Origin of the sequence: Pseudomonas sp. DWP3-1-3b3, from assembly GCF_049896305.1 — a bacterium.
GTDB classification, from domain to species: Bacteria; Pseudomonadota; Gammaproteobacteria; order Pseudomonadales; family Pseudomonadaceae; genus Aquipseudomonas; species Aquipseudomonas azotoformans_A.
Map to the genome: position 1 here is coordinate 116,647 of NZ_JAFCUA010000011.1, position 17,087 is coordinate 133,733.

Here is a 17,087-nt window from a genome sequence, read left to right on the forward strand (position 1 = left end):
GCGGGTTGATGTGTGCCTATAAGACACGCGGCGAAAAAGCCTGTCAAACGCTTTTGAGCGGTTTTTTAGTATCTTATGGTTATTTTTTATAGTTCTGTTATTCCATTTTTCACCATGGTTGTAGTCGCTAAATTCACACGGGTGAACTTCCCTTGCGCACGATCAGTCAGCTACTTGAACTCGCGAATTTAAGGTCGGTGAGCAATGCGTATCTCGTTGGAGCAACAAGTGGCGCTGGTGACCGGCGCCAGTTCCGGAATCGGTGCCGGCGCGGCCAAGGCTATGGCGCAAGCCGGAGCGGCGGTGGTGCTGAATTACAACAGCCAGGCCGCGCCAGCCGAGGCACTGGCAGAACAGATCAGAGCCGAGGGTGGCCGGGCGATTGCCATCGGCGCCAACGTGGCTAAAGAAGAAGAGGTAGAACGGCTTTTTGCCCAGACCCTGGATGCCTTCGGCCACTTGGACATCCTGGTGGCCAACTCCGGGATGCAGAAGGACGCCAACCTGGTGGACATGAGCCTGGATGACTGGAATGCGGTGATCGGCGTCAACCTCACCGGCCAATTCCTGTGTGCCCGCGCGGCGGTGCGCATCTTCAACCGCCAGGGCGTGCGCGAAGGCGTGTCGCGGGCGGCGGGCAAAATCATCCACATGAGTTCGGTGCACCAACTGATCCCCTGGGCCGGGCACGTGAACTACGCAGCGTCCAAGGGTGGCGTGGAGATGTTGATGCGCACCCTCGCCCAGGAAGTCAGTGAGCAACGCATCCGCATCAACGGCATTGCGCCCGGGGCGATTCGCACCGCGATCAACCGAGCCGCCACCGAAGGCGCGGCAGCACAAGAGCTGCTCAAGTTGATTCCCTACGGGCGGATCGGCGACGTGGAAGACGTCGCCAACGCGGTGGTGTGGCTGGCCAGCGATGCGTCCGATTATGTGGTCGGCAGCACACTCTTTATTGACGGCGGCATGAGCCTGTATCCGGAGTTCCGTGGCAATGGTTGATCTGAACGAACCACAAAGCGCCATCGATGCCCACGGCATCATTGGCGACATGCGCAGTGCGGCATTGGTGAACGACAAAGGCAGTATCGACTTCTTCTGCTGGCCGGAATTCGACAGCCCCTCTATCTTCTGCTCGCTGCTGGACAGCCCCGACGCCGGCATTTTCCAACTCACCCCGGACCTGCCCAACGCGCGCCGCGAACAGATCTACCTGCCCGACACCAACGTGCTGCAAACCCGCTGGCTCAGCGACGAGGCCGTGGTAGAGATCACCGACCTGTTGGCCATCAGCGAAGAGATCGACGACTTGCCGCTGTTGATCCGCCGGGTGCGGGTGGTCAGCGGCAAGGCCGACCTTCATCTGCGCTGTGCGGTGCGCCATGACTATGCGCGCACGCCCACCCAGGCCACCCGTGACAACGGCACGGTGTGTTTCAGCGCCGAAGGCCAGCCCGGCCTGCGCTTGTCCAGCAGCCATCCACTGCAGATCAAAGACGGTGCCGCCGTGGCCAGCTTTACCCTCGGCCAGGAAGAAGGTGCAGAATTCGTCCTCGGCGGCCTGGAGGATGAACGGGTGGACAGCAGTTGCACCGACCTGGCGCTGGCCCACACCTTGAAGTTCTGGCGCGGCTGGATCGCGCAATCGAACTACCGAGGGCGCTGGCGCGAAATGGTCAACCGCTCGGCCCTGGCGCTTAAGCTTCTGACGTCGCGCAAACACGGCGCGATCATCGCCGCCGCCACCTTCGGCCTGCCGGAAACCCCCGGCGGCGAACGCAACTGGGACTACCGCTACACCTGGATCCGCGACGCATCCTTCACCGTCTACGCCTTCATGCGCCTGGGGTTTGTCGAGGAAGCCAACGCCTATATGCGCTGGCTCAAAGGCCGCGTGAGTGACTGCTGTGGCCAGCCGACCAAGATCAATATTCTCTACGGCATCGACGGGCGCCAGGAACTGCCGGAAGCCGAGTTGGAACACTTCAGCGGCCATGGCGGCGCCAAGCCGGTACGTATCGGCAACGAAGCCTTCGACCAGATCCAGCTGGACATCTATGGCGAGCTGATGGATGCGGTGTACCTGGTCAATAAGTACGGCGAGGCCATTTCCCATGAAGGCTGGAAACACACCGTGGAGGTGGCTGATCAAGTCTGTGAAATCTGGAACACCAAAGACGTGGGCATCTGGGAGATGCGCGGCGAGCAGCATCACTTCCTGCACTCACGACTGATGTGTTGGGTAGCGCTGGATCGCGCCATCCGTTTGGCTTCCAAACGTTCACTGCCGGCGCCGTTTGCACGCTGGGACCAGACTCGCCAAGCGATCTACGCCGACATCTGGAGCAACTTCTGGAACGAAGAGCGCGGGCATTTCGTGCAGCATATCGGCAGCACCGCGCTCGACGGTTCGATGCTATTGATGCCGTTGGTAAGGTTTGTCGCGGCCACCGACCCGCGCTGGCTCTCGACCCTGGAAGCCATCCAGAAAAGCCTGGTGCGCGACGGCATGGTCTACCGCTACCGCAACGACGACAGCCAGATCGATGGCCTGCAAGGCACCGAAGGCGCATTTGCGGCCTGCTCGTTCTGGTACGTCGAATGCCTGGCCCGCGCCGGGCAAGTGGAAAAGGCCCACCTGGAATTCGAGCAACTGCTGCGCTATGCCAACCCCCTGGGTTTGTACGCCGAAGAGTTCGACAACCAGGCCCGCCACTTGGGTAACACGCCCCAGGCCTTGAGCCACCTGGCGTTGATCAGCGCGGCGACGTTCCTGGACCGTAAACTCAGCGGGGAGAAAACCACCTGGCAACCCTGAAGTGGTCTGTGCACAATGAGCAGCCCCTCGACCACGGACAGGAACGCCATGCGCCAGGTACTGCTGATCATCGATGTGCAACCCTCCTTCAACCCGCCCGCGTGGCTGGTGGACGGCATCAATGCCCTGCTGGGGCGCATGCCGTCAGTCGCCACCGTGGAGCGCCACGACGAGAGCGTCACGCCCTTCGCCCGGCAACTCGGCTGGCAACCGGCGCCGAACGACCAGAGCCTGGTGGCCGCCGATCGCATCTGTATCAAACACGGCTATGCGCCAACACCCGAGACCGTCGCCTACCTCAAAAGCCTCGCGCCGCAACGCGTGCTGGTGTGTGGTATCCAGACCGACACCTGCGTGCTGGCGGCCGGATTTGCGCTGTTTGACGCGGGGTTGCAGCCCACCTTGATCAGCGACCTGACGGTGGGTTCGTCGCTGGATCGGTCGGGGCAATTGGGGGTGGATCTGTGGCGGCATCATTTTGGGCAAGTGGTTGATCGGGACCAGGTCGCTGCCACCTTATGAAGCCCTTCCCTACCCTGCGCACGCCACGCCTGCAGTTGCGGGAATTAGTGGCTCAAGATGCCCAGGCGCTGTTCGCCATCTACCGCGATACCGACAGCATGCGCTGGTTCGGCGCTGACCCGATGACCGAAATCAGCCAGGCACAAGCCCTGATCGAGACCTTTACCCAATGGCGTACCCAGCCTAACCCGGGCACTCGCTGGGGGCTGGAGTTCGAGGGCAGACTGATCGGCAGTTGTGGCTTATTCAAGTGGAACCGTGGATGGAACAGTTGCTCGCTGGCCTGCGAGCTTGCACCCGACTTCCGAGGGCAAGGCCTGATGAGCGAAGCCCTGCGTGCCACACTGGAATGGGGTTTCATGCAGATGCACTTGGACCGTGTCGAAGCGCTGGTTCATCCACACAATCACGCCTCCCGCGCGTTGCTGGAGCGTCTTGGCTTCAAAGTCGAAGGAAAACTGCGAGAAGCCGGATTCTGGAACGGCCAGCGGCATGATCTTGAGGTGCTTGGGCTACTGGCGCGGGAATGGTCGAACCTATCGGTCTAGACAAGTAAGCCCACTGCCGCAAATCCCCCCCAACCCGTCACGGCTTTCGGCTAGAGTTCCAGCATCCCTGGCCAGCCGATGAGCGCTCACCATGACCATTACCGCCCCGCTGCTCTACGTACGTACGTCCATGCTCGATATCGCTTACGAAGCCCACGGCCCCCTCGACGGTGAGCCGGTGATCCTGCTGCATGGTTTCCCCTATGACCCGCGCGGCTATGACGCGATTGCGCCGATACTGGCCGAGCGTGGCTACAGGGTACTGGTGCCGTACCTGCGCGGTTACGGCCCGACGCGCTTTATCAATGAGCAGGTGATGCGCTCCGGACAGCAGGCGGCGTTGGCCAAGGATCTGCTGGATTTCATGGATGCATTGGCGATCCCGCTGGCCACCCTTGCCGGCTACGACTGGGGTGGGCGAGCCGCGTGTATCGTTGCAGCATTGTGGCCCGAGCGGGTGCGCGGGCTGGTGACAGGGGATGGCTACAACATCCAGGACATTGCCAAATCCCTCAAGCCACGGGCGCCTGTGACGGAGCATCGCTTGTGGTACCAGTTCTACTTCCATACCCAACGCGGCGTAGACGGGTTGACCGCCAACCGAGGCGAACTGTGCAAGTTGCTGTGGGCGCTTTGGTCGCCCTCCTGGACCGAGGGGCCGAGCCTGTATGACCAGACGGCACCGTCGTTCGACAACCCGGATTTTGTCGAGGTGGTGATTCACTCCTATCGCCACCGTTTCATGTATGCCCCCGGTGACCCGGCGCTGGAAGCCATCGAGCAGGCGCTGGCGTTGCAGCCGCCGATTTCGGTACCGAGCATTTCGCTGTGCGGTGCCGATGATGGCGTGGGCCCGCCGCCTGAAGTGGATGATGATGTCGAGCATTTCAGCGGGTTTTACCGACGCCAGGTGCTGCCCGGCGTGGGCCACAACATTCCTCAGGAAGCGCCGCAGGCCACGCTCGACGCACTGCTGGAATTGCTGGGCGAAAAGCGTTCGCGGTAAGCCTGGGGTGTGACCGACAAGGCGCGCAGGAAGCTGCGACGCAGGGTCTCTTCGCTGCCAAAGCCACACTGCACGGCGATGCGTTTGATCGATACTGGGCTGTCAGCCAACTGCCGGCGCGCGGTTTCGACGCGGATCAATTCGACGGCGCGTGCCGGGGTCTGGCCGGTTTCGGCGCGGTAGTGGCGTACAAAGCTGCGTTCGCTCATGCCGGCTTGGGCGGCCAGGGTCGAGATGCTCAAATCCAGGGTGAGGTGTTCGGCGATCCAGGCGTGGAGTTCGGCGAAGCGGCTGTCGTCTTTTTGCAGGGACAGGGTCACGCTGAATTGGGACTGGCCGCCGGGACGCTTGAGGAACACCACCAGGTGCCGCGCCACTTCCAGGGCCACGGCGCGGCCCAGGTCTTCTTCCACCAGCGCCAGGCACAGGTCGATGCCAGCAGTGACACCGGCGGATGTCCAGACGGCGCCTTGCTGGATAAAGATCGGGTTGGACTCTACCGTCAATGCCGGGAATTTGCGCGCCAGTTCTTCACAACGCGTCCAGTGGGTGGCTACGCGACAGCCATCGAGCATGCCGCTGGCGGCCAGCAAAAACGCGCCGGTACACACCGAGGTCATGCGCCGGGTATGCCTGGCTTTCTCGCGCACCCACTCCACCAGCGCCGGGTCTTCGGCGGCGCCGTAAACGCCCCAGCCACCGGCAATCACCAACGTATCGCACGGTGCATCGACGGCGGGCAGCGGTTCGGCCAGCAGTGCCAAGCCAGCCGACGTCATCACCGGCTCCGCTTGCGCGGCGATCACCGACACGGCGTAGGGCAACGGCAGGCCGCGTTGACGCGCCAGGTCATTGGTGGAGGCGAACACCTGCAACGGCCCGGTGGCATCCAGCACCTGGGCGTTATCGAAAGCGAGTACGTGGACGATTCTGGGCATGATTGGCGTGATTCGTGGGTTCAATGGCGTACTCGCCAAAGCCTAGGCCTCTAGAGTGAAGCCGTCCACCCCTTTTGACGGAGCGCTATTCATGACCTTGCAGATTGGCTTTGTGTTGTTCCCCGGCATCCAGCAACTGGACCTCACCGGTCCTTATGACGTGTTGGGTTCGCTGCCGGATGTGCAGCTGCACCTGGTGTGGAAAGACCTGGAACCGGTCACTTCCAGCACCGGCCTGGTGTTCACCCCGACCATGACCTATGCCGACTGCCCGCGCCTGGATGTGATTTGCGTGCCCGGAGGCTCAGGTGTTGGGGCGCTGATGGAAGATCCGCTGACGTTGGACTTCCTCAAGGTGCAAGCCCAGACCGCGCGCTATGTGACGTCGGTGTGCACCGGCTCACTGGTACTCGGCGCCGCCGGTTTGTTGCGCGGGCGCAAGGCGACGACGCACTGGGCCTATCACGACCTGCTCGCCCCGCTCGGTGCGATCCCGGTGCAAGAACGCGTGGTGCGCGACGGCAACCTGTTGACCGGTGGCGGCATTACGGCTGGCATCGACTTTGCCCTGACTTTGGCGGGCGAGTTGTACAGCGAAGCGGCGGCGCAACTGGTGCAGTTGCAGATTGAATATGCGCCGGCACCGCCGTTCGATTCCGGGCGTCCGGACACGGCGCCCAAGCATGTGTTGGAGGAAGCCAACAAGCGCACGGCGGAATCGCGCAGGGTGCGTGGGGAGATCGTTGCGCGGGCTGCGGCTCGGTTGGGGTGATTCTGCATAGCACCTGTGGATACTGCAAAAGCGATGCTTGGGTCGGATCGGGGACATATCCGTTATTTGGGTAACGGATATGTACTCAGGATGGCCGAGACATCACCGCCAAACGCACCGCCAGCACCGTCAGCACCGTCGCCAACCCCCACTTCTGCAGCCAGGCACCTTTCGAGCGCCTGGCAAAAAACCGGCTGAGCGCTCCACCAAACACCCCCAGCAGCACATGAAACACCGCTGCAATCAAGGTCAGCACGCCCCCCAGCACCATCAACTGCACCGCAATAGACCCCGCCTCCGGCCGTACGAACTGCGGCAAGAACACCAGAAAAAACAGCAAAGCCTTGGGATTGAGCAAACTGTTGAGCATGGCTTGCAGAAACACCCGCCCCAAGGGCACACGACTGACATGCACAGCGTCGCCTCCAGCATTTTTCTGCAACGTCTTGAACACCAACCACAGCAAGTAGACCACCCCGGCATACCGGATCAGGTCAAAGGATGGCGGCCAACTGGCAACCAACGCCGTCACCCCGGTAGCCGTCAAGGCCGTCAGCAGCAGGTCAGCCACGCCGATGCCCAAGGCCGACGCCATCCCACCACGCCAGCCGTGGGTCACGCCATGGCTGATCACAAAGGCCATGTTCGGCCCCGGCGATAGCAGCAATAACAGCACAGCACCGGAAAAAACCGCCAGGGTCGCAAGGTCGATCATGCTCAAAGCCATCCACCGGAAAAAGCCTGCAGATTAGTCGGTGTCCCTGTGGCGGACAAAAAATTGTGCTGGATACAATGCTCTGCGGTAACTGCGAATGGCCACGCGACTACAACACTGCCGGCACTGCCTCGCGGAGCAACTTCTACCGTGCCCCGCATCATTTCATAGTTACTGTTCCAGACAACTTCCCTGCAGACGAAAGCCCCGCAGACAGGGCACTTAGTGCGCCCTGCCAATCCCTGTCTGTCCCCCTTTCCCACCTCGTTTCGAAAAAGGTTTTTCCATTAAGCAGGAAAAATCTCACATTTGTTCCTACACTCAAAAACACAGCTGATGACCGAGTGTTCAGACAAGGAACGTCAATAAAATGCCGAAAAAAAGACTCATTAACCTGTCTAGCATGCCACCTCCGCACCATAGTCAATTCATTGACTGAATACAGTAAGGGAACACTCCTTTAGTCACTACCCCCGCAAAATCCCTTCAAATGGATAGCTGCATTTGGAATGGAAAATTGCGTATTACCCAGAGTAGCCGGTTTGATCTGAGCTCTAAAGCAGCCTGCTGCTTTATTGAACACACCCTCAAACAGCGAAGTCTGGAGTGCAATGAGGGATGTTTTTATGCGAGAGAAGTCGTCCGTCGACAGTTTGTTTCTAACACGCGCTGGTTTTGTTGAGTTCTTTGTTGTTTTCGTCAAGTTGATCCATGGCCTGACGGCCATTTTGCCCCCACTGGTCCTGGTGCTCTTCCTGGACCCGATGGACCCTGAGCTGCGCGCCCATTTCCTGGGGCTGCTGGTGTTTTTCGCGGTCCTGACCATTATTCTGTTCCAGGCTCTGGGCATCTATTCCGAAGAATTGTTCAGCAACCGGCTGCGCTTGAAAACCAAGATCAAGGCCTGGACGGCGGCCTTTTGCATCCTGCTGTTCATGTACCAGATCCTGCAGTTCTTCCCACAGTTGACCCCGCGCAACCTAGTGACCTGGTACGTCGCCAGCCTGGCGCTGTTCTGCCTTGAACGCCTGGTGATGTTGCGCCTGTACCGTCGGCTGATGCGGGCCGGCAAATACCTGCAACGCACGGTGATCCTGGGCTTTACCGACACTGCCGTGCACGTCGCTGATCACTTGCAACGCAACGGGGATATCCGTTCCGGCCTGATCGGTTTCATCGACGACCGCACCGAGCGCATTCCCAAGGAACTGAGCAACCTGCCGTTGCTGGGCAACACCCGCGACCTGGAAAAACTGATCCGCGCAGAGCAGGTCAATCAAGTGATGATCTGCCTGCCCTGGGCCGCCGAGCAGCGCATCCACGGTTTGGTCAATCGCCTGCGGCAGTTGTCGGTGAATGTGATGCTGGTGCCGGACATGGCCGCCCTGCGCTACGGCCACAGCAAAATCACCGACGTGGGCGGCATCCTGATGTTCAACACCTCGCAACTGCCGCTGCGCGGCTGGTCGCCGGTGATCAAACGCTGTGAGGATTTGCTGCTCGCCAGCCTGGCCTTGGTCGCGCTGTCGCCGGTGATGCTGGCGACGGCGATTGCGATCAAGCTCGACTCCAAGGGCCCGGTGCTATTTCGCCAGAATCGCTACGGCTACAACGACAATGAAATCCGCGTGTTCAAGTTCCGCTCGATGTACACCGACCAGAGCGACTTCACCGCCGAACGCCAGACCACCCGCGAAGATCCGCGCATCACCCGCGTGGGCCGCATCATCCGCAAGACCAGCATCGACGAGCTGCCGCAACTGTTCAATGTGCTGCTGGGCAACATGTCCATGGTCGGCCCTCGCCCGCATGCCACGGCGACCAAGGCGGCCGGCATTCCCTTTGAAGTGGCGGTCAGCGAGTACAGCTCACGGCACCGGGTCAAGCCGGGTATCACCGGCTGGGCGCAGATCAATGGTTACCGGGGCGAGACCGACACCCTGTTCAAGATCCAGAAACGTGTCGAGTACGACCTGGAGTACATCTCCAAGTGGTCGGTGTGGTTTGACTTGTACATCGTCTTCATGACGGTCCCGGCCGTCCTTTCCACCAAGGAAGTCTATTGATGAATACCCTCAACGGATTAATTCCCTGCATCATTTCCGGTGGTTCGGGCACGCGGCTGTGGCCGGTGTCCCGGCAGAACATGCCCAAGCCGTTCATGCGCATGCGCGACGGCCAGAGCCTGCTGCAGAAAACCTTCCAGCGCGCCGCCAAATTGCCCGGCGTGGAAAGCGTGTTGACGGTGACCAACCGCGACCTGCTGTTCCGCACCCTGGATGACTATCGCCTGGTCAATAAGGCCCACCTGCCCCTGGATCTGCTGCTGGAGCCGTTCGGCCGCAACACGGCGGCGGCAATTGCCGTGGCGGCGTTGCACGTGCAGGAACACTTCGGCGGCGACGCGCAATTGCTGGTGATGCCCGCCGACCATTTGATCCTCAACGAGGTGGCGTTCGCCGAAGCCGTGACACAAGCCCGCGACCTGGCCGAGGCTGGCTACCTGGTGACCTTCGGCATCCAGCCGGATCATCCGGAAACCGGCTTTGGCTACATCGAGCAAGGCGAGCCGTTGAGCACGGGCAACCGGGTCAAACGCTTCGTCGAAAAACCCGACCTGGCCACTGCCCAGGCCTACCTCGACGGTGGCAAACACCTGTGGAACGCCGGCATGTTCTGCTTCAAGGCCAGCACGCTGGTGGACGAACTCGCCGCCCATGCGCCCGATGTGCTCGAAGCCGCCCGCGCCGCACTGGACCACAGCCAGAGTCTGCAGAACAAGACCTCGCACCAGCGCGAACTGGACTCGGAGGCCTTTGGCAGCGCGCCGGATATTTCCATCGACGTGGCGCTGATGGAGAAGTCCAAGCAAGTCGCCGTGGTGCCCTGCGACATCGGCTGGAGTGACATCGGTTCCTGGGAAGCCCTGCGCCAGCTCACCCCCAGCGACGCCCATGGCAACCAGGTCAATGGCGAAGCGATTCTGCATGACGTGCACAACTGCTACATCGACTCGCCCAAGCGCGTGCTCGGCGCCGTGGGCGTGCGTGACTTGATCATCGTCGACACCCCGGACGCCCTGCTGATCGCCGACGCCCAGCGCAGCCAGGATGTGCGCTACATCGTCGCCGAGCTCAAGCGCCAGAACCATCCGGCGTACAGCCTGCACCGCACGGTCACCCGGCCTTGGGGCACCTACACCGTGCTGGAAGAAAGCAGCCGCTTCAAGATCAAGCGCATCGTGGTCAAGCCCCAGGCGTCGCTGTCGTTGCAGATGCACCACCACCGCAGCGAGCACTGGGTGGTGGTCAGCGGTGCGGCGCAGATCACCAACGGCGAGCGCGAATTCCTGATCAACGCCAACGAGTCCACCTACATCCCCGCCGGGCACAAACACCGCCTGACCAACCCCGGCATCATCGACCTGGTGATGATCGAGGTGCAGAGCGGCGAATACCTGGGCGAGGACGACATCGTGCGCTTCGACGACATCTACGGGCGCGCCCCGGCTGAAGTGAAAAAATGATATGCGTACGTCTCTGATCATCCCGACCCGTAACGCCTCCAGCCACCTGGCACGCCTGCTGCCGGCGCTGCGCATGCAAACCCTGCAACCTGACGAAATGCTGGTGGTGGACAGCGCCTCCAGCGATGACACCGTGGCGCGCTTTCGCGAGTTCGGCGCACGGGTCGAGGTGATCGACGCGCGCGACTTCAACCATGGCGGCACCCGGCGCTGGGCCAGCCAACAGGTGGGCGGCGATGCACTGATCGTGATGACCCAGGACGCGATTCCCGCCACCCCCGAGACCTTCGCCAACCTGCTCGCCGAATTGCAGCAGGACCCGCTCAACGGCGTAGCCTACGGTCGCCAACTGCCCCACCCCGATGCCGGTGTGCTGGGTGCGCAATCGCGGCACTTTAACTATCCGGAACAGAGCCGCAGCAAGAGCCTGGCCGATGCGCCGGAGTTGGGCATCAAGACCTGCTTCAGTTCCGACTCGTTTTCCGTGTACCGGCGCAGCGTGCTGGAAGCAGTGGGCGGTTTTCCAGCAGATGTGATCGGTAGCGAAGACGCCTTTGTCGCTGCGCGCATGCTGCTTGAAGGCTACAAGGTGCGCTACGCCGCCACGGCGCGGGTGCATCACTCCCACGATTACAAACTCATGGATGAGTTTCACCGCTACTTCGATATCGGCGTGTTCTACGGCCGCGAACCGTGGATCAAACAGGCCTTTGGCGACGCGGGGGGCGAAGGCAAGCGCTATGTGCTGGCCGAACTCGCGGCCTTGCGCAAAGCCGGGGTCTTGCACCGCGTCCCCGAAGTGCTGGTGCGCAGTGCATTCAAACTGCTCGGCTACCGGCTGGGCCATCTGGAGCGTCGCCTCCCCCTCGCCCTCAAGCGGCGCATCAGCATGTTTCCCGGTTATTGGAGGTGAGCATCATGACCTACAGGAAGTCCCCCTTGATGAAACGAACCCTGCTCGTCGTGGCCATGATGGCCCTGGCCGCCTGCAATACGCCGGCACGCATCGTCCCGCCCGATGGCAAGACCGTCGAGGAAGGCAAGCGCGCCCTCGAGCAGCTTGCCCAACTGCCGCCGGCGGTGGAACGCATCCGCATCGGCGACCAGTTGCGTATCGTGCGCGATGCCGGGGAAATGCCGACATTGTCGGCGTTCAACGTCAGCACCATTTATGAGCTGACGCTGTACACGGTGCAGACCGACGGCAAGATCAACTACCCGTTCCTGGGGCCGGTGCAGGTCGCCGGTCGCCAGCCTTCGGAACTGGCCACGGAGTTGACCGGCAAGCTCGCGCCGATCTACCGCGAACCGCGCGTGACGGTGAACATCAACCAGGCGCCGAGCGGTTCGATCATCGTCGGCGGCGCGGTGAACAACCCGACGGCGGTGCAGATCGCCACGGCCAACACCCTGGAACAAGCCATCATCGGTGCCGGCGGGGTCAGCCCGGCGGGCAACGCGAGCATGGTCGCCCTGCTGCGCGAAGACGCCCAGGGCGCGTATCGCGCGTACTTCCTGGACTTCAGCCAATTGCTCAAGACCGGCCCCAACGGTCGCAAACCCGTGCGCCTGCAACGCGGCGATGTGGTGTTCGTGCCCAAATCCAACGTGGGCGAGCGCATCCAAGGGGTGGATACCTACATGAACCAACTGATCCCGTTCACCAAGTCCATTGGGGTGGGCTACAACTACACCCGAACCAGCGGCGGCAATAACTAAAGGAGCGACATCCCATGATCGAGATCCGTTCTTTTCGTGATCTTCTGCGCTTGTTCTTCATCTTCCGGCACGAGTTCAAACTCGCGGCGATTGCCGCGCTGGTGATCATCCTGCTGGGGGCGTTCCTGCTGCCGGCCAAGTACGAATCCACCGCGCGGCTGTTGGTGAAACCGGGGCGTGATTCGACCTTGCCTATCGAGATCAGCAACCGCCAGGCGCTGGTAATGCCCAGCACCCAGCGTGACCCGATTGTCGACGAAGAGCGCCTGCTCACCGGCCGGCCCATCGTGCGTGCGGTGGCCGAGCATTACCTGGAAGTGATCGAAAACGCGCCGCCGCCGGAGGGCTTCTGGAAGCGCACCAAGTACTACGTCAAGAGCGGCGTGGGGGCAGTGTTCGACGGCGTGCGCGTGGTCATGGAAACCGTGGGTATCGTTGAGAAAACCACCCCGGTCGAACGCCTGGCCGCCGGCCTGGAGAAAAACTTCGAGGTGAGCCACGCCGCCGGTTCCACGGTGATGGACATCACGTTCAAGTGGAGCGACCCGGAAATCGCCCAGGCGGTGGTCAAGGATTGGGTCGAGACCTACATCAACGAGCGCACCGAGGCCTTGGGCCGCAAGAGCCTGTATGCCTTTTATGAAGGCCAGGTGGCCAACAGCGCGACCGAGATCAAGAGCTACAAGGAACAGATCCTCACCCACTTGAACGAGATCGGGGCGGCGAGTATCACCGATCGCCTGGAAGACTTGTCCGAGCGCATCAACGTGTTGCGCGGCGAGACCTTCAACACCACGCGGCTGATCGCGTCCTCCGACAGTGCCATTGCGAGCACGCGCACCCAGCTCAAGGGCCAGCCCAAGGAAGTCACCACGGTCCGCCAGATCGCACTGAACCCGCAGCAGCAGGATTTGCGTCGCCTGCTCAACCAGAAGCTGCTGGAAAAGGCCGACATGATGCGCACCTACACCGACAACGCGCCGCCGGTCAAAGCCCTGGACGCGTCGATTCGGGCGATGCAGGTGCAGGTCAACAGCGAGGCCAGCACCGTGCAAGCCTCGGAAAACCGTGCGCCGAACACTCTGGAAATCCACTTGCAGCGCGTGTTGCTGGATGAAACCAGCAACAACCTGGCGCTGCGCACCCAACTGGTTCAACAGCAGAAACAACTGGTGAACCTGGAAGCCCAACGCAAGGAGGCCCTGGAGATTGAACCGGAGCTGGCCCGCCTCTCCCGCGAGCTGAACACCACCGAGCGCAACTACGCGCTGTACGTGGATAACCTGGAAAAATCGCGCATCGACCGTGAGCTGGACAACAGCCAGATCAGCAACATCGCGGTGATCGAAGAAGCCACCCTGAACCCGGGTCGCATCTTCCCGAAAACCCTGGTGATGCTGGTGTTGGCGATCCCGTTTGCCATCGTGGTCGGCCTGCTGGTGATCTACCTGTGCTACTTGCTCGACCAGCGCATTCACGACGGTGGCCTGGTGGAGCGCAAGTTCGGCCTGCCCCTGTGGACCACCCTGCCGGAGCTGGACACCTCCACCGCGCAAAGTACCAACGCGTTCAATGCGAGCATCTACCGCTTGTACAGCCTGCTGCAGCCCGACCGCATTGCCGAGCAAGGCCTGACCCTGGGCCTGACCTCGGCGCGCCATGGCGAAGGGGTGACCTTTGTGGTCGAACAACTGCGCCAGTTGCTGCACGAGAACGGCATCAACGTGCGGGTCGGCGGGCTGGAAGCCGCCGCGCCGGGTGAAGTGGTACTGCTCGACGCCTCGGCCCTGCTGGACAACCGTGAGGCGTTCGTCAACCTGCGCCGCGCCGACCTGATCGGCCTGGTGGTGGAAGCGCGCAAAAGTACCGTGCCGGTGGTGGAGCACGCGCTGTCGATCCTCAACACCGCGTTTGGCAAGGTGGACGGCATCATCATCAACCGCCGCAAGTTCGAAGTGCCGGGCAAAGTGCTGCACACCATCGGCAAATACCGGGGAGCGTTCTGATGCGTATCGCCCTGCTCGCGCCCTTGCCGCCGGAAAAGAACGGGATCGCCGACTACGCGAACCATTTCCGCACGGCACTGGAACAACTCTGCGTGACGGTGCTGACACCGTTGGCCGGGGTGGCGGGCAATTCCGAGGCGATCCAGCACGCCATCGCGGCGTTCGACTGGCAGTCCGTCGACCTGGTGCACGCCGAGTTGGGCGGCGGGCGGCTGGGGGAATTCCTGGCCTTGCGTGAACTGCGCAATGCCTACCCGCAGCTGCCGTTGACCGCCACCGTGCATGACCCGGAGCGCATCGTGTGGCGGCGTGAACACCTGCCCTTTCCCTTGAACCTGATGGAACGTTTGCCGAGCCCGTTGCCCCAGGCGGCAGTAGTGCTGGCCGACCCGCTGACCCTGCGCGAAGAACGCCAAGTCGCCAAAGGGCTGACCCGGCTGGTGACCCTCACCCGCCTGGGCGCCGACTGCTTGACCCAGCGCATGCAACTGCCGGCCGGCAAAGTCGCGGTGATCAACCATGCCAACCTGGCGATTGCGCCGGCGCCGCTACCGTCACTGGACACCCTGCGGCTGCTGTATTTCGGCTTTATCTACCGTGGCAAAGGCATCGAAGATCTGGTGCAAGCCTTGGCGGATGTGTTCAAGCAAGCCCCCGAATTGCGCGACCGCGTGCGCCTGACCCTGGCCGGCGGCACGGCCGCCGAAATGGCGTTTGGCGCGGGCGGCAATTACCTGGAACAGTTGAACGCGCAGATCGCGACACTGGGCCTGACCGACGCCATTGACTGGCGCCTGAACCTGCCGGCCGATGAGATCGCCCAGACCATCCAGGCCCACCATGTGATGGTGCTGCCCTACCGTGAATCGAAAAAACTCGGCCTGCTCGGGCGCCAGCGCGGCACCAGTGGCGCGTTGTCCTGGGCCACCGCCTGCGGGCGTGGCGCGATCACCTCCGACGCGCGCGCGTTTGCCGAGGAAGTCGCCAGCGGCAACGGCGCGATCTACCCTGAAGGCGATGTGCCCGCACTGGGCGAACAACTGCTGCGCCTGGCGCGCACGCCAGTGCTGGCGCGGGATTGGGCAGAGCGTGCCGGGGAAATCGGTCGCGAACGCCTGTGGCCGTTGACCGCGCAGAAATTCAAACAACTCTTCGAGCAGGCCATCAGCGGAGCCCCTTATGGCGCGTAAACGCACCTACCTTGCCACCTTTGCGCTGGTTGCCGCCCTGGGCCTGACCGCATTCTTATGGGGACGGCAAGCGGACGCCGAAAGCCATGTGCTCAAGGGCAGCAAGGAGGTGGTGTGGAAGGATTTCCTGGGGGTGAATGCGCAGTTCCTGTGGTTCAGCCCCGAGCGTTACCAGAAGCAGATTGACCGCCTCAAGGCCCTGGGCCTGGAGTGGGTGCGCCTGGATTTGCACTGGGATCAACTGGAAACCGCGCAGAACCAATACAAGCTCGCCACCCTCGATGAACTGGTAGGCAAACTGCAACAGAACCAGATCAAGTCGGTGTTTTATCTGGTGGGTTCGGCACGCTTTATCACCAGCGCGCCACCGCTGTCGCTGTACCCGGACCAGTACCCGCCAAAAGACCCCAACGTGTTCGCCAACCGCATGGCGTTGCTTTCCCAGCGCTACCCCAGCGTCGAGGCCTGGCAAGTCTGGAACGAACCGAACCTGATCGGCTTCTGGCGCCCGGTGGCGGACCCGGCCGGCTACGCGAACCTGTTGACCGTCACTACCAACGCCTTGCGCGCAGTGAACCCGACCAAACCGGTGGTCGCCGCCGGCATGGCGTTCTTCAGTGAAATGCCCAACGGCCAGACCATGTTCGACGCCTTGGGCGCGCTGGGCGTGGTCAGTCTGAACACGATCATCTCCTACCACCCCTACACCCAATTGCCCGAAGGCAACGACCCGGCCAACCTGGATTTCATCGCCAAGACCACCCAGCTCAACCAGGCCCTGCGCAACGGCGGCGTGCAAACCTTGTGGAGCACCGAGTGGGGCTGGTCGACCTACAAGGGCCCAAAAGACGCTCAGGACATCATCACGCCACAGGCACAGGCCGACTACGTGGTGCGCCGCCTGGCGCTGATGAGCGCGATGGATTACGACAAGATTTTCCTGTTCACCTTGAGCGACCTCGACCAGCGCGCCAGTGTGCGTGACCGCTCCTATGGCTTGCTCGACATCGACACCAACCCCAAGCCGGTCTACACCGCGCTGAAGAACTTCCTCGATGTCAGCGGGCCGAAGCTCACGCCGGGCGATCCACCAGCTGCCGACGCATTGCCCGACGGCCTGTTCAGCATCGGCTGGACCCGTACCGACGGGCGCAAGCTGTGGTTCTTCTGGTCGGCCCAGGGCGGCAACGCGCACTTGCCGGGCTTGGCCAGCGCCACCCTGTACGACCCGCTGCGCGGCACACAAACCCCGGTGAGCGGCGCCAACGGCCTGACCGTTCCGGTCAAGTCGAACCTGCAAATTCTGTTATGGGAGTGAGGCCTG

The 17,087-nt window shown here is 62.1% G+C and carries 15 protein-coding genes; 13 read left to right on the forward strand and 2 right to left on the reverse strand.

Features of this window, described 5'->3' with window-relative positions; all coding sequences use genetic code 11:
• Positions 1–204 precede the first annotated feature (204 nt).
• From ACP7BX_RS26525 to ACP7BX_RS26545, 5 genes are all read left to right on the forward strand, one after another.
• Entirely contained in the window at positions 205–1,005 is an 801-nt protein-coding gene (locus tag ACP7BX_RS26525) for an SDR family oxidoreductase (RefSeq protein ID WP_269133424.1), read from the forward strand.
• Positions 998–2,821 carry a glycoside hydrolase family 15 protein gene (locus ACP7BX_RS26530; RefSeq protein WP_426127409.1) on the forward strand — a complete coding sequence of 608 codons (1,824 nt, stop codon included), beginning with the start codon at positions 998–1,000 and terminating at the stop codon, positions 2,819–2,821. The genes ACP7BX_RS26525 and ACP7BX_RS26530 overlap by 8 nt, the downstream gene beginning before the upstream one ends.
• Before the next feature lie 48 nt (positions 2,822–2,869).
• Positions 2,870–3,343 (forward strand): isochorismatase family protein, encoded by a 474-nt coding sequence (locus ACP7BX_RS26535; protein WP_426127407.1) that lies wholly within the window; start codon positions 2,870–2,872, stop codon positions 3,341–3,343.
• Positions 3,340–3,891, forward strand: a complete 552-nt coding sequence (locus tag ACP7BX_RS26540) for a GNAT family N-acetyltransferase (RefSeq protein ID WP_426127405.1) — start codon at positions 3,340–3,342, stop codon at positions 3,889–3,891. The genes ACP7BX_RS26535 and ACP7BX_RS26540 overlap by 4 nt, the downstream gene beginning before the upstream one ends.
• 91 nt (positions 3,892–3,982) lie before the next feature.
• Entirely contained in the window at positions 3,983–4,897 is a 915-nt protein-coding gene (locus ACP7BX_RS26545) for an alpha/beta fold hydrolase (protein ID WP_426127403.1), read from the forward strand.
• Here ACP7BX_RS26545 and ACP7BX_RS26550 read toward each other — a convergent pair.
• A complete protein-coding gene (locus ACP7BX_RS26550) occupies positions 4,831–5,835 on the reverse strand; it encodes a GlxA family transcriptional regulator (protein WP_426127401.1) in 1,005 nt (334 codons plus the stop codon). The genes ACP7BX_RS26545 and ACP7BX_RS26550 overlap by 67 nt on opposite strands.
• A 91-nt stretch (positions 5,836–5,926) precedes the next feature.
• Here ACP7BX_RS26550 and inhA point away from each other — a divergent pair, with 91 nt between their 5' ends.
• Positions 5,927–6,607, forward strand: a complete 681-nt coding sequence (gene inhA / locus ACP7BX_RS26555; protein WP_061436029.1) for an isonitrile hydratase — start codon at positions 5,927–5,929, stop codon at positions 6,605–6,607.
• Positions 6,608–6,692: 85 nt separating this feature from the next.
• Here the strand turns inward: inhA and ACP7BX_RS26560 are convergent, their stop codons facing one another.
• A complete protein-coding gene (locus tag ACP7BX_RS26560; RefSeq protein ID WP_061436027.1) occupies positions 6,693–7,322 on the reverse strand; it encodes a LysE family translocator in 630 nt (209 codons plus the stop codon).
• Between the two features lie 626 nt (positions 7,323–7,948).
• Between ACP7BX_RS26560 and ACP7BX_RS26565 the strand changes: the two genes are divergently transcribed.
• Genes ACP7BX_RS26565 through ACP7BX_RS26595 form a run of 7 tightly spaced genes read left to right on the forward strand, consistent with a single transcriptional unit; the run spans position 7,949 to position 17,081 of the window.
• Complete coding sequence (locus ACP7BX_RS26565; protein ID WP_314533717.1) at positions 7,949–9,388, forward strand: undecaprenyl-phosphate glucose phosphotransferase; 1,440 nt, start codon at positions 7,949–7,951, stop codon at positions 9,386–9,388.
• Positions 9,388–10,848: a mannose-1-phosphate guanylyltransferase/mannose-6-phosphate isomerase gene (locus tag ACP7BX_RS26570; RefSeq protein ID WP_426127398.1), complete on the forward strand. Its 1,461-nt coding sequence runs from the start codon at positions 9,388–9,390 to the stop codon at positions 10,846–10,848. Before ACP7BX_RS26565 ends, ACP7BX_RS26570 begins: the two co-directional genes overlap by 1 nt.
• A gap of 1 nt (position 10,849) precedes the next feature.
• On the forward strand, positions 10,850–11,761 hold the full coding sequence (locus tag ACP7BX_RS26575; protein WP_426127396.1) for a glycosyltransferase family 2 protein: 912 nt from the start codon (positions 10,850–10,852) through the stop codon (positions 11,759–11,761).
• 29 nt (positions 11,762–11,790) lie between these two features.
• A complete protein-coding gene (locus tag ACP7BX_RS26580; RefSeq protein ID WP_314533722.1) occupies positions 11,791–12,567 on the forward strand; it encodes a polysaccharide biosynthesis/export family protein in 777 nt (258 codons plus the stop codon).
• A gap of 14 nt (positions 12,568–12,581) precedes the next feature.
• Positions 12,582–14,573, forward strand: a complete 1,992-nt coding sequence (locus tag ACP7BX_RS26585) for a GumC family protein (protein ID WP_269133441.1) — start codon at positions 12,582–12,584, stop codon at positions 14,571–14,573.
• Entirely contained in the window at positions 14,573–15,763 is a 1,191-nt protein-coding gene (locus ACP7BX_RS26590) for a glycosyltransferase (protein ID WP_426127393.1), read from the forward strand. Before ACP7BX_RS26585 ends, ACP7BX_RS26590 begins: the two co-directional genes overlap by 1 nt.
• The gene (locus tag ACP7BX_RS26595) at positions 15,753–17,081 is read left to right on the forward strand and encodes a GH39 family glycosyl hydrolase (RefSeq protein ID WP_314533725.1); all 1,329 of its coding nucleotides are present in this window, start codon (positions 15,753–15,755) and stop codon (positions 17,079–17,081) included. The genes ACP7BX_RS26590 and ACP7BX_RS26595 overlap by 11 nt, the downstream gene beginning before the upstream one ends.
• Positions 17,082–17,087 lie beyond the last annotated feature (6 nt).

What these genes read in the sequence shown, in the direction of transcription:
- ACP7BX_RS26525 (WP_269133424.1), top strand. Translation starts at nt 205, where the DNA reads ATGCGTATCTCGTTGGAGCAACAAGTGGCGCTGGTGACCGGCGCCAGT.
- ACP7BX_RS26530 (WP_426127409.1), top strand. Translation starts at nt 998, where the DNA reads ATGGTTGATCTGAACGAACCACAAAGCGCCATCGATGCCCACGGCATC.
- ACP7BX_RS26535 (WP_426127407.1), top strand. Translation starts at nt 2,870, where the DNA reads ATGCGCCAGGTACTGCTGATCATCGATGTGCAACCCTCCTTCAACCCG.
- ACP7BX_RS26540 (WP_426127405.1), top strand. Translation starts at nt 3,340, where the DNA reads ATGAAGCCCTTCCCTACCCTGCGCACGCCACGCCTGCAGTTGCGGGAA.
- ACP7BX_RS26545 (WP_426127403.1), top strand. Translation starts at nt 3,983, where the DNA reads ATGACCATTACCGCCCCGCTGCTCTACGTACGTACGTCCATGCTCGAT.
- ACP7BX_RS26550 (WP_426127401.1), bottom strand. Translation starts at nt 5,835, where the DNA reads ATGCCCAGAATCGTCCACGTACTCGCTTTCGATAACGCCCAGGTGCTG.
- inhA (WP_061436029.1), top strand. Translation starts at nt 5,927, where the DNA reads ATGACCTTGCAGATTGGCTTTGTGTTGTTCCCCGGCATCCAGCAACTG.
- ACP7BX_RS26560 (WP_061436027.1), bottom strand. Translation starts at nt 7,322, where the DNA reads ATGATCGACCTTGCGACCCTGGCGGTTTTTTCCGGTGCTGTGCTGTTA.
- ACP7BX_RS26565 (WP_314533717.1), top strand. Translation starts at nt 7,949, where the DNA reads ATGCGAGAGAAGTCGTCCGTCGACAGTTTGTTTCTAACACGCGCTGGT.
- ACP7BX_RS26570 (WP_426127398.1), top strand. Translation starts at nt 9,388, where the DNA reads ATGAATACCCTCAACGGATTAATTCCCTGCATCATTTCCGGTGGTTCG.
- ACP7BX_RS26575 (WP_426127396.1), top strand. Translation starts at nt 10,850, where the DNA reads ATGCGTACGTCTCTGATCATCCCGACCCGTAACGCCTCCAGCCACCTG.
- ACP7BX_RS26580 (WP_314533722.1), top strand. Translation starts at nt 11,791, where the DNA reads ATGAAACGAACCCTGCTCGTCGTGGCCATGATGGCCCTGGCCGCCTGC.
- ACP7BX_RS26585 (WP_269133441.1), top strand. Translation starts at nt 12,582, where the DNA reads ATGATCGAGATCCGTTCTTTTCGTGATCTTCTGCGCTTGTTCTTCATC.
- ACP7BX_RS26590 (WP_426127393.1), top strand. Translation starts at nt 14,573, where the DNA reads ATGCGTATCGCCCTGCTCGCGCCCTTGCCGCCGGAAAAGAACGGGATC.
- ACP7BX_RS26595 (WP_314533725.1), top strand. Translation starts at nt 15,753, where the DNA reads ATGGCGCGTAAACGCACCTACCTTGCCACCTTTGCGCTGGTTGCCGCC.